The 12994-nt window shown below is 65.3% G+C and carries 13 protein-coding genes; 3 read left to right on the top strand and 10 right to left on the bottom strand.

What is annotated here, in order from left to right; all coding sequences use genetic code 11:
- Position 1: 1 nt before the first annotated feature.
- Both CWS35_RS02780 and CWS35_RS02775 read left to right on the top strand, forming a co-directional pair.
- Complete coding sequence (locus CWS35_RS02780; RefSeq protein WP_100950642.1) at positions 2–1105, top strand: hypothetical protein; 1104 nt, start codon at positions 2–4, stop codon at positions 1103–1105.
- Positions 1105–1305, top strand: a complete 201-nt coding sequence (locus CWS35_RS02775; protein ID WP_024581753.1) for a hypothetical protein — start codon at positions 1105–1107, stop codon at positions 1303–1305. The genes CWS35_RS02780 and CWS35_RS02775 overlap by 1 nt, the downstream gene beginning before the upstream one ends.
- 125 nt (positions 1306–1430) lie before the next feature.
- Here the strand turns inward: CWS35_RS02775 and CWS35_RS02770 are convergent, their stop codons facing one another.
- From CWS35_RS02770 to CWS35_RS02725, 10 genes are all read right to left on the bottom strand, one after another.
- The gene (locus tag CWS35_RS02770; RefSeq protein WP_157817063.1) at positions 1431–2663 is read right to left on the bottom strand and encodes a DUF445 domain-containing protein; all 1233 of its coding nucleotides are present in this window, start codon (positions 2661–2663) and stop codon (positions 1431–1433) included.
- Positions 2664–2693: 30 nt separating this feature from the next.
- Positions 2694–3533 carry an EcsC family protein gene (locus CWS35_RS02765; protein ID WP_100950638.1) on the bottom strand — a complete coding sequence of 280 codons (840 nt, stop codon included), beginning with the start codon at positions 3531–3533 and terminating at the stop codon, positions 2694–2696.
- Positions 3530–5647, bottom strand: a complete 2118-nt coding sequence (locus CWS35_RS02760; protein WP_100950636.1) for a heavy metal translocating P-type ATPase — start codon at positions 5645–5647, stop codon at positions 3530–3532. Before CWS35_RS02760 ends, CWS35_RS02765 begins: the two co-directional genes overlap by 4 nt.
- Before the next feature lie 26 nt (positions 5648–5673).
- Positions 5674–6231: an HMA2 domain-containing protein gene (locus tag CWS35_RS02755; RefSeq protein ID WP_100950634.1), complete on the bottom strand. Its 558-nt coding sequence runs from the start codon at positions 6229–6231 to the stop codon at positions 5674–5676.
- Between the two features lie 240 nt (positions 6232–6471).
- Complete coding sequence (locus CWS35_RS02750) at positions 6472–6729, bottom strand: DUF5132 domain-containing protein (RefSeq protein WP_245438848.1); 258 nt, start codon at positions 6727–6729, stop codon at positions 6472–6474.
- 434 nt (positions 6730–7163) lie between these two features.
- On the bottom strand, positions 7164–8333 hold the full coding sequence (locus CWS35_RS02745; RefSeq protein ID WP_100950630.1) for a cytochrome P450: 1170 nt from the start codon (positions 8331–8333) through the stop codon (positions 7164–7166).
- Between the two features lie 93 nt (positions 8334–8426).
- Complete coding sequence (locus CWS35_RS02740; RefSeq protein ID WP_245438846.1) at positions 8427–9176, bottom strand: haloacid dehalogenase type II; 750 nt, start codon at positions 9174–9176, stop codon at positions 8427–8429.
- Positions 9177–9364: 188 nt separating this feature from the next.
- Positions 9365–10162, bottom strand: a complete 798-nt coding sequence (locus CWS35_RS02735; RefSeq protein ID WP_100950626.1) for a helix-turn-helix transcriptional regulator — start codon at positions 10160–10162, stop codon at positions 9365–9367.
- Between the two features lie 258 nt (positions 10163–10420).
- Complete coding sequence (locus CWS35_RS02730) at positions 10421–10783, bottom strand: nuclear transport factor 2 family protein (RefSeq protein ID WP_024581762.1); 363 nt, start codon at positions 10781–10783, stop codon at positions 10421–10423.
- Positions 10784–10889: 106 nt separating this feature from the next.
- Complete coding sequence (locus tag CWS35_RS02725; protein WP_100950624.1) at positions 10890–11798, bottom strand: LysR family transcriptional regulator; 909 nt, start codon at positions 11796–11798, stop codon at positions 10890–10892.
- A 106-nt stretch (positions 11799–11904) separates the two neighbouring features.
- Here CWS35_RS02725 and CWS35_RS02720 point away from each other — a divergent pair, with 106 nt between their 5' ends.
- Positions 11905–12972 (top strand): aromatic ring-hydroxylating dioxygenase subunit alpha, encoded by a 1068-nt coding sequence (locus CWS35_RS02720; protein ID WP_051404294.1) that lies wholly within the window; start codon positions 11905–11907, stop codon positions 12970–12972.
- Positions 12973–12994: the final 22 nt, after the last annotated feature.

The raw sequence follows: 12994 nt of genomic DNA, 5'->3' as shown, positions 1-12994 counted from the left end.
GATGATCGAAACCTTCCGGGTTGGCCGTTTTGCCATGCGCTACGGCCATTTCGTTCCGCGGCTCTACAATTATTGCCGTTCGCTTGGCTTCCAGCGCCAGCACATGCTGCCGTCGCGGGCATTCTGCTCCGACGAGAGCCAGGGCTATCCGGTGATGCTGCTGGCCCAGCATTTCGGAACGTTTCCGTTCGACCATGGGCGGGTCGGCGGCAAGGTCGCGATCAACCGCCATGGGCCCTATGCCCATCATGGCGAGGACCTGGTGCTGATCCAGGCCAGCCATGTCGGCTACAATCCCGATGACGGCCGCTTCGGTGTCTATCAGCGCCACCGCACCGACGGCTGCCGGTTCGGCGATTGCTGCGGGAAGCTGTGCGGCGTGTTGCGCTGGTACCAGGACGAACACGCCCATGCCTGCCGGCAGGTGCAATGCGTCCGGATCGATGGCGAGCCGGCGTTCCAGATCGACAATCAATATCTGGATGACAGCCGTGGCGAAGGGCTCTTCCTCCGGCTCGACCGGATGGTCGAGATGCCGCTTCAGCCGCTCAAGGTGCTCAGCACATCGAAGCTGTTTCGCGCCGGTCCGGCGATCCGCGAGCGGCTCGGCGAGAGCCGTTTCCACGAGGAGCCAGCGCCGATCGGCGCTGCGCTGTCGCCGGAGCTGTTTCACTTCCGCCGCGCGCCGGCCGAGGGTCCCGAGGGCCACGACATCCTCGAAGCGGCGCTCGGCCCGGTGATGCCCGCGCTGGTGACGTCGCCGCACCCGGCATTGGATGCCGCGCGCTACGTCACCCAGGCCGAGTTCGACCGCACCTATCGCAGCATCCGGCGCGAGCCGGCGTTCCAGGGCAAGAACGTGCTGTTCGTCTCCGGCCTCAACATCGACGTCTCGCCGCGCGAGGGCTTCCCGTTTCCGTTCACCAAATTCGTGCCCTGGGCGGCCTATGCGCGGTTGCGCGACGGCCGCTCGTTCCTGCTCGAGCAGGAGCAACTGGCGGAGACGCTGCGCGGGATGCCGGGCGACAATCCGGACTGCCTGTCGTTCGACGGAACGATCGAGCAGATGACCGCCGCGCCGGAAATCCGCATTCCGATCGGCTGATGCACATGACGACGCTCCCCGCCCTGCGTACGCCCACTGCTCTCGAGCCGCGCCTCGAGCGTCTCGAATTCGCGGACCGTGAGCGTGGTCTGACCCGCCGTCACTTCATTTTCGCCTGCCTCGGTCTGGCGGCAAGCCAGGTGGTTCGGCTGGTCGACAAGCTCGAACAGTTGCCGCTGCTCCGCATTCGCTTTCCCTGATCGTGGGCAGGCCTTAAAGCCTGATGAGTTTGAATAGAATCGGTCCGGCCTCGCACTGCTTCACCTCTCCCCTGGGGAGAGGTGAAGCCCGCTGTCGATCCATTTCAAACTAATCTCATGACGCGCTACAGCCAGCGTGACACTGAGAAGATCAATAAGCCGACGAGACCGCCGACGACGGTGCCGTTGATCCGGATGAACTGCAAATCGCGCCCGACCTGCAATTCGATCCGCATGATCAGCGTTTCGGTGTCCCAGTTCTCCACCACCTTGCGGATGAAGGCCGCGATCTCCTGGCGGCGCGATGCAACGGCGCGCAGCGCGGCGACGCGAAGCCAGCGGTTGATGCGGTCGCGCATCTCGGCATCGTCCCGGATCCGCGCGGCGACCGACATCAGGGCGGTTTCGATCGCGTCGGCGATCGCCGCCGACGTCGCCGCGGAATTCAGCCGCACCTCGATGGCGTGCCACATCGCGTCGATCTGTCCGATCACGGCGGGATTGTCGAGCATCTGCTGCTTCAGCTCCTCGCCTTTGGCAAGGTATTCCGGATCGGTGGCGAGCCGGTCGATCAGGCGCTCGATCTCGGCCTTGAGCTCGACGCGCCAGGGATGATCCGGCTCGCGCATCTCGTCGAGCGTCTGGCTGACGCCCGATATGACACGGTCGGCCACCATGCCGTCGACCCATTTCGGCACGAACCGGTAGGAGCGCTGCGAGACCTTCTTGCGGATCGTCTCCTTGTTGTTGGCGAGCGCGACGCTTGCCGAATTGATCAGGCGCTCGACCAGCGCCTGCGCATTGCCATGCGCCCACAACAGCGACAGCACGCGGGAGGCGAGCGGCGCGGCGGGAATCGCCGCGATGCCCTGTCGGGTGCGGCGGGTCAGAAAGGCGTTGAGGTCGGCGCTCGGCGTGGTCTGCATCGCCTGGTGGACCGCCGAGACCGTGCGCTGCGCCGCGCTGCGGGCATGCGACGGCCGCTCGATCCATTGCGCCGCCCAGCCCGCGATGTCGACGTCGCGGATGCGATCGCCGACCACGCGCGGCGACAGGAAGTTGTTGGCGATGAAGCGGCCCAGCGCGACCGCGATGCGTTGCTTGCTCTGCGGAACGATCGCGGTGTGCGGAATCGGAATCCCGAGCGGATGACGGAACAGTGCCACCACGGCGAACCAGTCGGCGCAGGCGCCGATCATCCCGGCCTCGGCGAAGGCGCGCGGATAGGCCAGCCACGGCCAGTGCGGCTGCGCCATCGAGGTCGCCAGGAACACCAGCAGCATGAATACGAGCAGACCCGTGGCCAGCGTGCGCATCCGGCGAAGGTCGCGCAGTCTGGTGTCCTCAGGCGGAAGCACGGCGCCGATGTCCAATTGCTGCCGATCGCCTCATGCGGTCGCGACGCCGCGCTGCGGCGCGAGCCGGGCTGCGATCGCCGCATAATGTTGCCGAACGCCGGCGCTGCCGTGGAGCCGCTCCAGCCGGCGAACGGTGAAGTGGCCCTTCGCGATCTTCTGGAAATGGTCCATGAAGATGACGTTGACGGTGGAGCCAAATGCCGCGCCGATGATCGGCACCGCGCCGGCCGCGGCCTTGTCCGAGACCACCAGCCCGAACCGGGAGACGATTTCGCTGACCAGATTGGAGATCACCGGCGCGGACGCATCGACCGCGCCGCGCTCCAGAATATAGGCGGCGGCGTCGCTGGTGTATTTGCTGATCAGCGCGCGCGCGGCATAGTAGCCGACGTCGATCGTCTCGTCGGTTCGCTTGGTGCCGTAGGCGAACACTTCGAGACAGGCGAGTCTGGCCTCGATCTTGGAGAGATCCTCGCCCTGGTGCCGTGCGATCTCTGCGATCGCACGCAGCATCAATGTCGTCGTCAGCGGCAACTCGACCGCGAGCGCGCCGAAGCCGAACAGGCCGCTGACGCCTCCGGTCACGCCGGCGAGGAACGACGAGAAGGTGACCGCGGGTGCCGGCGGTGGCTTCTCGTCGAGCGTGTCGACCGCGACTTCCAGCCCCTTCATCACCGCCGTGCGCACCAGCCCGCTGAGTTGACGGTTGGCGGCCTTCGGCAGCAGGTTCAGGACGCGGTTGACGGGGACGCCGGCATAGTCGGCGATCCTTGCCGCGAGATTGGAGCTTTCCAGCGTCTTGACCGCGGCCTGGAGTGCGGCGTGATCGCCGGGAGGGAGAAGGACGAGCTGGGTGACATCCTGGCTCATTGATACCTGAGAATTGGCCGGATGCCGTTGAGGCTCGCCAGGATCGCCGAGCCGTTGCTGATGATGGCGGTCACCTCGGGCGTGATCAGGCCGCCCGGCAACGCCAGTCCCAGCGCCAGCGTGTTGAGCGCGGCGACGATGCCGTAGTTCTGCTTGATAAGCTGGACCGCGCCCTGCGAGATCTCGACGGCCTTGACGAGCTTCCACAGCGAATCCTCCATCAGGATGACGTCGGCGGATTCGTGCGTGACCTCGGCGCCGTGCTTCATCGCGATTCCGACATCGGCGAAGCTGAGCGCGGGAGAATCGTTGATGCCGTCGCCGACCATGGCGACCCGGCGTCCCTGGCGTTGCAGCTCCTGGATGATTCCGGCCTTGTCGGCCGGCAGCATGTCCGCGAAGTGCTCGGTGAGCCCCAGCCGGTTGCAGACGGCGCGCGCCACCACGGCATTGTCGCCGGTCAGCATGATGCTGTTCTTGACGCCCAGCTCATGCAGGCGCTGGATCACCGGACGGCTCTCCTCGCGGATCTCGTCGGAGTAGGGCACGAGGCCCGCGAGCTTGCCGTCGACGGCGATGTAGAGGCTCGAATAGCCGCGCTCGTCGAGCGCGGCGCGGTCGTGCACCGCGGCGTCGACGATGATCTCGCTCTGGCGCATGAAGCGCTGGTTGCCGACATGGACGTAATAGCCATTGACCTGGCCCTCGACGCCGAGGCCGAGGCGGTAGGTGGTCTCGTTGCACGGCGGGATGTTGACCGCGAGCTGGCGGGCTCGGCTGCGCAACGCCTCGGCGACCGGATGTTGCAGCTTGGTCTCGGCCGCCGCGGCAAGCCCGAGCAGATGGTTCGGCGTGATGTATTTCTGATACGAGATCACATCGATGACCGCCGGCGTGCCATGGGTGAGCGTGCCGGTCTTGTCGAACACCATGGTGTCGATGCCGGCGAGCTTCTCCATGTGGCCGCCGCTCTTGATGATCATGCCGGTGCGGGCGGCAAGCGTCATCGAGGACAGCACCGAGGTCGGCGCCGCGACGCGGATGCCGGTGCCGTAGTCGACGATCACCAGCGAGAGGAAGCGGTTGAAGTCGCCGGAGACCATGGCGGTGCCGGTGGCGAGCGCCAGCGTCGGGGCCACCAGCCGGTCGGCGAAGCGCTCGGCATGGTTCTGCATCCGGGTGTCGCCGATCGGCGCCGATTCGATCAGCCGCACGATCTGGCCGGCGGTGGTGGCCGATCCGACGCGCAGCGCCCGCAACGTGATCTGGCCTTCGCGGATCACAGTAGCGGCGAAGGCGGCTTCGCCCTTGCTTCGATGCACCGGCAGCCCCTCGCCGGTGATGGTCTTCTGGTCGATGGTGGCGGAGCCTTCGATGATCTCGCCATCGACCGGAATCATTTCTCCGGGATACACCACGACGATGTCGCCGTTCTGCAATTCCGCGGCGGGGATCGAGACCACCTCGCCCTCGCGCAACACCCAGGCGGTCTTCGACTGGAACTCGAGCAGCTCGTTGATCGCCTTCCGCGAGCCCGCGGCGGTCAGGTCGCGGATCCAGTCGCCGAGCTTGATCAGCCAGGTGACGATGCAGCCCGCCAGCGGATTGCCTTGCAGCACCGACGCGCTGATCGCGAGCGTATCGAGCACGTCGATGTTCAACCGGCTTTCGTTGGCCCACACCTTCCAGGCGCGCTTGGCGATCGGGATCGCGTTCCACAGCATCAGCGGCATGTTGATCGCCGTGATCACCGGATTGGCGCTGAACGCCATGAACAGCGACAATGTCGGCAATGTGAGGGGTGAGCGCTTCGAGACCTCCGGTGCGCCGGCGCGTGGCATATCGGCGGTTGGCGCGGCGCGCGCGCACAGCGCCTTGAAATCCGCCAGGCTCATGGCCTTGAAGCCGCTCAGCAGCGCGAGCAGCCGCTGCTCATGCGCCGGATCGTATTCCAGCACGAGGCTCGCGCAATCGTAGTTGATCCGCGCGGTCCTGATGCCGTCCTGCGCCCGCAGCCATCCAAGGCATGCCTCGCCGAGCTTGCGGTTCTGCCCGAGCGCGGGGATGCTCAGACGAATGCGCCCTGGCATGGAATGGCAGAAACTGAAATCCATGACGTTGCAATCTCACCCCTGGCGGGTCAGGCCGTCGCGCGCGCCGGCTCCGCCTGCTCGGCGGCGGCCATGTTGGCCTGGATCATGTGGTTGAGTGCAAACACGGCCAGCGTGACCCAGACCGGCGTCGCCGCGGTGGCGCCAACCTCGAACACGGTGAAGCCGGCGATGCCGGCCGCCAGCACGATCTTCAGATCGATCACGTTGCCGCTGGCGACCTTGATGCCGTGGTCGAAATCCCGGAAGAAGTCGACGATGACCTTGGCCGTGTGCGAATGCTCGGCGAGGTACTCGGCTTCCTGTTCGATCTTGTTGGCCAGCGCGTCGATCTCGTTGGTCGGCGGCCTGTAGTGACCGCCGGTGTGATGCTCCAGCCGGCCGTGAAATTCGTCATGCCGGTCGGTGTCGTAGTGCAGCACGACGCTTCCCGTGGTCGGGTTGATCGTCACTTCCTCGATGCCGGGGATGACGCTGAAGGTCTGCTTGATCTGTTCGAGAAGCTCGGGATTTTCCTTCGCCGACGGAACCTTCATGCGTATCCGGCCGGGCACCTGATGCGCAATTTGCAGCTTCATCTTGGTCATCGGATTCCTCTAAGGCATGATCCGGAAAAGTGCGAAGCGGCTTTCCGAAAAGATCATGCGTCAACAAGAAGCTGAGGCGAGATGACGGTTCAATCTCATCTCATCTCGCTTGAGCAGCGTTCCGACGCCGGCATGGCACGCGAATGAGGCCGTCGTGAAACACGATTGCGCGCCGCGCCGAGGTCGCAAGGTCGATCATCGGCGCGGTGCGTCGCTTTGCATCGATCGGTCCGACCTGGTTCAGGCCGCCGACGACGTCCGGCTGCTCGCCGCCTTGGTATCCGCCTGGTTCTCGGACTTCACTTCCGCGACGATGTCGTTCACCTGCTCTTGTGCCTCGGCAAACATCTCGCGCGATTTCTGCGCGAACTTGTAGGTGCCGCGAACGGTCGATTTGAAGAGCGGGTTGAGCGCACCGGCCAGCTTCGGCAGGTACTTCGGCGCTGCGACTGCGGCAACGCCAAGCGCAAGTCCCGGGAGCAAGGCAGCTTCGAACACGGCAGCGCCCACAGCCACCACCGCGACAACCGCGACCGTCTTGTTGATGCCGCCGCCCTCCTCGGATTCCTGCTCGGGGCTTCATGGTGGAAGGCGGTATCGTCGTGACTGCTACCGTTGGTGTTCGGGTTCATCGGAAATCCCTTGTGACAGCTCAACTGACTGCAGTTTCATCAATAACGGCCGATTGAAATGGATTCATGACAGTTTGATAACAGTCGTCCGACCCTTGGCGGCGGCATGATGCCGCGGCGCAGCCGGACGCGTGTTCGCGGCTGAAACCGCGACATCGGCACAGCTTGCGATGTGATTGCGCAATGAAAAACGCGCGGGCGCGCGATTGCCGTGTATCTGGATCTACCTACATTGCTGGATTTACATCAATGTGACGCGCGCCTCACAGATCGGCGGCTTGCGCGTCCATGGGCTGGGTCCTACCGATCCCACGTCACCGGCAGATCGAGCAGGCCGCGGAAGGCCCAGCCGCCGATCCGCGGCGGTCGATCGTCGATCAGGCGCAGGCCCTTCAGCCGGCCGAAGATCGCGGGCAGCGCGACGTCGGCGACCATGGCACGTGAGGCCCAGGCACCGGCGCAGAAATGCGGACCGGCACCGAACGCGATGCTCTTGCTGGCGTCGCGCCGCACCTCGAAGATGTCGGGCCGGTCGAAATGCTTCTCGTCGCGGTTCGCCGAGCCGAACATCAGGAACACCCGTTCATCGGTCTCGAACGCGATGTCGCGGATCGTCCATGGCTTGGCGATCCGCCGCGGCGACATGCCGATCGGCGAGATCCAGCGCGCATATTCCTCGAACGCCTGCAACCACGGGACCGTGCCGCTCGTCGCCAGCGCCAGCTGATCGGGATGGGTCAGCAGCGCCCACACCGAGCCGGCAATGGCATCGCGCGGCTCGTTCTGGCCGCCGGAGATCGCCAGCTTGATGTTGGCGCGTATGCTGTCCATCGGCATGTCGGTCTGCAACAGCACGCCGAGCAGGCTGAGGTCGGGCGTCTTGCGCAACACCGGCACCATGTCGTCGATCGCGGCATCGATGCCCGAGGTCGCGGCATGGCAACGCGCCTCGATCGCGGGATCGCCGACATAATTGGCGATCCCGTCGATCATGTTCTGCGACCAGGCGTTCATGTCCTGGAAGCGCATGTTGGTGAGGCCGGTGATCGATTTCAGGCACTCGGCCGAGAACGGCAGCGCAAAGGCCTGCACGAAGTCCACCACGCCGTCCGGCTCCAGTTCGTCGAGGATGCGGTTCGCGTGTCCGGCGAACTGCGCCGTCCAGTGCGACCTGACGGTCTTCGGCGAGATCGCCGGGAAGATCGCCTTGCGCTCGTTCATATGCGCATCGCCGTCCTTGCGCATCATGTTGTGGCCCATCAGCCGGTTCATCAGCCCCTCGGGCTGGTGCGACGAGAACACGTCGATCTGCTTCTCGGAGACGAAGATGTCGTCGCGATTGCACAGCAGCGTGCTGCCGAGCTGGGGCACGAAGGCGATCGGCGCCTCTTTGCGCATGCGCGCCAGGGTCGGATAGGGGTCCTGCCAGAAGGCGGGGACATCGATGTCGAAACGGGGCGCAGTGCTCACGGCAGTATCCTCGGGGCTCGATCCGCGTCAGGATAATGCCGAAGCCTGCCGGCGGTCTGTCCCCACGTCAGGGGACAGGCGGCGAGACGCAGCTCAGGCGGGCGACCCCGCACCGAGCGCGTCGGCGAGTGCGGTGAAGCTGTCGACATGGAGGTCGAGCCAGTCCTCTGCTGTCACATCGGGCGTCACGTCCGGCCCAAATTCGAGCGGACGCGCGACGAACGCCGTGCGCATGCCGAAGGCGCGCGCGGCCCTCAGATCATATTTGTGGCAAGCCACCATGACGATCTGATCCGGCCGATAGCCGAGGAAGTCGACCGCCAATTGATAGACTGACGGGGCCGGCTTGTAGCTATGGGCGAGCTCCGCCGTGAGAACCGCATCGAATGGCAGGCCGGCATGCTTCACGACCGCGACCACCGCCGCCATTCCGGCGTTCGACAGCGTTGCGGTGGTGAAGCGCCGCCGCAAGCGCGCAAGTCCCGCCACGGTGTCAGGCCAGGCATCGAGCCTGGTCCAGACGTTGTTCAGCTCGTCGCGCTCCTGTGGCGTGAACGCCTCGCCGAGGCCCTGTCGCTCCAGCAGGAGGTCAAGCGCTTCACGGTAGATCCGATCGACCCGCAGCCACGGCCGCTGTCCGGCAATCACGGCATCGAGCGCGACGCGATACAGATCGCGCCATTCCGCCAGCAGCCTGGTCCAGTCGATCGCCAGTCCCTTGTCGCGATTGATCGCCGCACCGGCGCGAAGCACCGGTTGATAGAAGTCGACGCAGGTGCCCTGGACGTCGAATGCGAGCGCCTTGATATCGTCGACGTTGCGAAATTGCGTGAATGCCTGCACCTGTGCCGCCCTCTTCCAACTGCTGCGTCGGACCAAGCTCCACGCTCCGCCCGAGACGCACATCACTAGCAGCCGCGCCAGCAAACGGCACATCGTTCAGGGAATAACGATGAGATGATGTCACAGATGTCACGCGGACTCTGTAAGGTTGTCACATCGGATATGCATGGCCGACGTGGCGGTTGGTCTCAGTTCAGGCTGCGGACCGAGGCCATCAGGCGCAGCGCGATCGCGAACAATTCGTTCTGCGAGGAAATGCCGAGCTTGTCGTAGGCGCGCTTGCGGTAGGTGAGGGCGGAGTGCAATCCGATGCCGAGGTCGGCTGCGATCGCTTCCGAGCTGAGGCCCGAGAGAATGCGCAGGCAGACCTCTCTCTCGCGCCCGGTCAGCCTGGCGAGCGGCTCGGCGGTCGCGAACAGGCCCGTCAGGCGCTCGACCGGATCGACATCCGCCGCCGTTTCGCACTGGAAGTGCCGCGCCACCGCGGCCGTCAACGCCGGCGCGACCGCGGAGAGGCGTGCGATCTGTTCGCGGTTGAAGCGGCCCTGCGCGGTGATCTGGTAGAAATTGACATAGAAGCAGGTGTCGCCGGTCCAGATCGCGGCGGCGAATTTGTCGACGATGTCGGAATCGTCGAAGAAGATCTTGCGGTAGCCGTCGCTGTACATCCGGCGCGCAAAGGTCGGCAGCATGATCGGCGTGGCCTGTGCCTGCCCCTCGAACACCGCGTCCCGATTCGGATCGGACTGGTGGAAATGTTCGGAATAGGCGATCCCGAGGTCGCGCCCGGTCGGGATGTTGCCGACGTCGAGCAGGCACGACGCGGACCGCGGGCCGGTGAACGAGAACACCATGCAGTGGCCGACCCCGGCGACGCGGCGCAGCGCGCCGATCAGGGCCTGCGGAAAGCCGTCGCGGCCAATCGCCAGCAGCGCCGGCGTGATGTCGCTGACGACAGACGTGGTGAAGGCGAAATCTGCCTTCATGGTGTCCTCCCTGTGTTTCGGGAAGACTAGCAGCGGGATCGCGGGCGTGGAAGCCGTTGGCGCTATTGCCCTGGGTCTCAAACCCCCGTCGTCATTCCGGGCGACGCGTAGCGTCGAGCCCGGAATCCTTTCGCCGCAGGCTCTGTGGCCCGATGGATTCCGGGCTCTCGCTTCGCGAGCCCCGGAATGACGAGGGTGGAAGTTGCCCGATGGATTCCGGGCTCGACGCTACGCGTCGCCCCGGAATGACGGAACCGGTTAAGCCCCCGGCACCTGGTCGAGGAAGCCGGTGATGCTCCTGATCCGGCCGTCCTTCAGCATGGCGAAGTCGGTGCCCTTGATCGGGCTGTCGACGCCGTCGGGTCCGAGGCCCCAGGAGAAGCGGACATGGTCGCCGAAGCCGTTCGGCTCGCCGATCAGCTTGAAGGTGAAGTCCGGAAACTTCTGCTGCACGCCCGCGATCAGCGCGTCGACGCCCTCATGGCCGTCGCCGGCCATCAGCGGATCGACATAGCGGGCGTCACTGGTCCAGTTTGCGCTCAGCATCTCGCGGCGGCGGCTCGGCGTTCGCTCGTTCCAGAGTGCGATGTAGTTGCGGGCGACGGTGGCATGATCGGTCATGGTGCTCTCCTGATGTGCCGGACTGTGCGGCTGTCCGGACTATCGAAGGTTTGCGGGCGTCGATCGATTACCTCTGACGTCATCGCGCGCGTGACGGGGGTGCGGGCTATGGCTTGATGTAGGCCTCGGGATCGCCGCGCGCATGCGCTTCCATCGCATCGAGGAAGCAGCGCACCTTGGCCGGGACAAATTGCCGAGCGGGCAGCAGCGCGTGCACGTTGAGCGGCTCGCAGGCGTGGTCCGGCAACAGCCGCCGCAACTGGCCGGCCGCGACCGCGGCGCGGGTGTAGCTCGCGGTGACCCGCAGCACGCCATGGCCGGCGAGCGCGGCTTGCAGGCGGACATGGGCGTTCGAAGAGGTGAGCCGTGCGCGATCGACCGAGAGATGCTCGACCGCGCCGCCGGGCGCGGTGATCGCCCATGGCGGATCGCTCGGGCCGGTCAGCAGCGGCAGCTTCCTCAACTCGTCCAGCGTGCGCGGCTCGCCTGATGTCTCGAGCAGCGCCGGCGCTGCGAACAGGCCGCGCTCCAGCGTGAAGACGCGGCGGATCACGATGCCGGCCGACGGCAGCGGCGCTTCCAGCATCGCGAACACGATGTCGTAATTCTCCGCGATCGGGTTGACGATGTCGTGCTCGACATCGATCCGGATCGCGAGCTCCGGATAGCGGCCCATCACCGCGCAGGCGACCGGCCCGGCGTGATGCGCGCCGAATTCGTACGGCGCCTTGATGCGCAGGGTGCCGGCGACCGCGCTCGACATCGCCAGCGCCTCGCTGTGGGTGTCGTGCAGCGCGGCGAACAGCGGGCGGACCTTGCGATAGATCGTCTCGCCGGAATCGGTCAGCCGCAGATGCCGCGTGGTCCGCTCGATCAGCCGCAGCCCGAGATTGGCCTCGAGCCGTTGCACCGCAGCACTCAGGCTCGATTTGGGGTGCCCGAGCACGCGCGCGGCCGCGGTGAAGCCGCCATGCTCGACAACCTCGCAAAACAGCTCCCAGTCACGCCACTCCATGGCCGATTGTCCATCCACCGGTACAGTGTGTCCAGCCAAATCGGATTATCCCGACGGCTGCAATCCCCTAACCTCGTTGCAAGCAATATTGCATCGGGAGGGTGAATTGGCTGACGACGACGGAATTTTCCTGCGCAACGCCTGGTACGTGGCGGCGCTGAATCACGAGCTGATCGACGGCAAAAAGCTGGCGCGCACCATCCTGGAGCGGCCGATCGTGATCTATCGCGGCGCCAGCGGAAAGGTGGTCGCGCTCGACGACCGTTGCTGCCATCGCGCCGCGCCGCTCTCGATGGGCCGGGTCGAGGGCGATGACATCAGGTGCATGTATCACGGCATGAAGTTCGCGGCCGACGGCAAGTGCATCCAGATCCCCGGCCAGGACGCGATCCCCGCCAAGCTCGGCGTGCGCAGCTATCCCGTGGTCGAGCGCTACAACATGATCTTCATCTGGACCGGCGATCCCGAGAAGGCCGATCCGAAGCTGATCCTCGACTATCCGCCGCTGGAAGATCCCACATGGCGCGGCCTGCCGGGCTACATGCACTACAAGGCCAACTGGCTCCTGATCGTCGACAATCTCAGCGATTTCGCGCATCTCGCTTTCGTGCACACCAACACGCTGGGCGGTTCGGAGGAATATGCCTACAAGACCAAGCCGGTCGCGATCGAGAAGCTGGACGACGGTTTCCGCGTCGAGCGCTGGCACATGGGCGCCGATGCGCCGCCCTACCACAAGAAGGTGATCTCCAACCGGGACGACATGGTCGATCGCCGCAATGTCGGCCGCATGATCGTGCCAGGTATCTTCACGCTCGATACCATGTTCGCGCCGGCCGGGCAGGGCGCGGAGAAGGGCGTCCAGGTTCCGGGCACGCGGCAATACCGCAACGCGCAGTTCATGACGCCGGAGACGCGCTCCTCGACGCACTTCTTCTGGAACTATCTGCACGATTTCGATATCGGCGACCCGAACATCGCGCTGTCGCTGCGGTACTCCCTGGAGGAGGCCTTCAACGAGGACAAGGACTTCATCGAGGCGCAGCAGAAGGTGCTCGACGCCGATCCGGATTATCAGTTGCTGGCGATCGGCGCCGACGCGCCGCTGACCTACTTCCGCTGGTTGTTTGCGCGCAGGCTCGATGCGGAGAAGGGCACGGCGCGCGCCGCATAGACACAGTGGCAAAAAGAAAATG

This window comes from Bradyrhizobium sp. SK17 (genome assembly GCF_002831585.1).
GTDB lineage: Bacteria > Pseudomonadota > Alphaproteobacteria > Rhizobiales > Xanthobacteraceae > Bradyrhizobium.
The sequence above is the reverse complement of the archived record's forward strand: the minus strand, read 5'-3'. Positions and strand labels throughout refer to the sequence as shown.

Coding starts and splice junctions, on each gene's coding strand:
- CWS35_RS02780 (WP_100950642.1), top strand. CDS start 2: ATGATCGAAACCTTCCGGGTTGGCCGTTTTGCCATGCGCTACGGCCAT.
- CWS35_RS02775 (WP_024581753.1), top strand. CDS start 1,105: ATGCACATGACGACGCTCCCCGCCCTGCGTACGCCCACTGCTCTCGAG.
- CWS35_RS02765 (WP_100950638.1), bottom strand. CDS start 3,533: ATGAGCCAGGATGTCACCCAGCTCGTCCTTCTCCCTCCCGGCGATCAC.
- CWS35_RS02760 (WP_100950636.1), bottom strand. CDS start 5,647: ATGGATTTCAGTTTCTGCCATTCCATGCCAGGGCGCATTCGTCTGAGC.
- CWS35_RS02755 (WP_100950634.1), bottom strand. CDS start 6,231: ATGACCAAGATGAAGCTGCAAATTGCGCATCAGGTGCCCGGCCGGATA.
- CWS35_RS02735 (WP_100950626.1), bottom strand. CDS start 10,162: ATGAAGGCAGATTTCGCCTTCACCACGTCTGTCGTCAGCGACATCACG.
- CWS35_RS02730 (WP_024581762.1), bottom strand. CDS start 10,783: ATGACCGATCATGCCACCGTCGCCCGCAACTACATCGCACTCTGGAAC.
- CWS35_RS02725 (WP_100950624.1), bottom strand. CDS start 11,798: ATGGAGTGGCGTGACTGGGAGCTGTTTTGCGAGGTTGTCGAGCATGGC.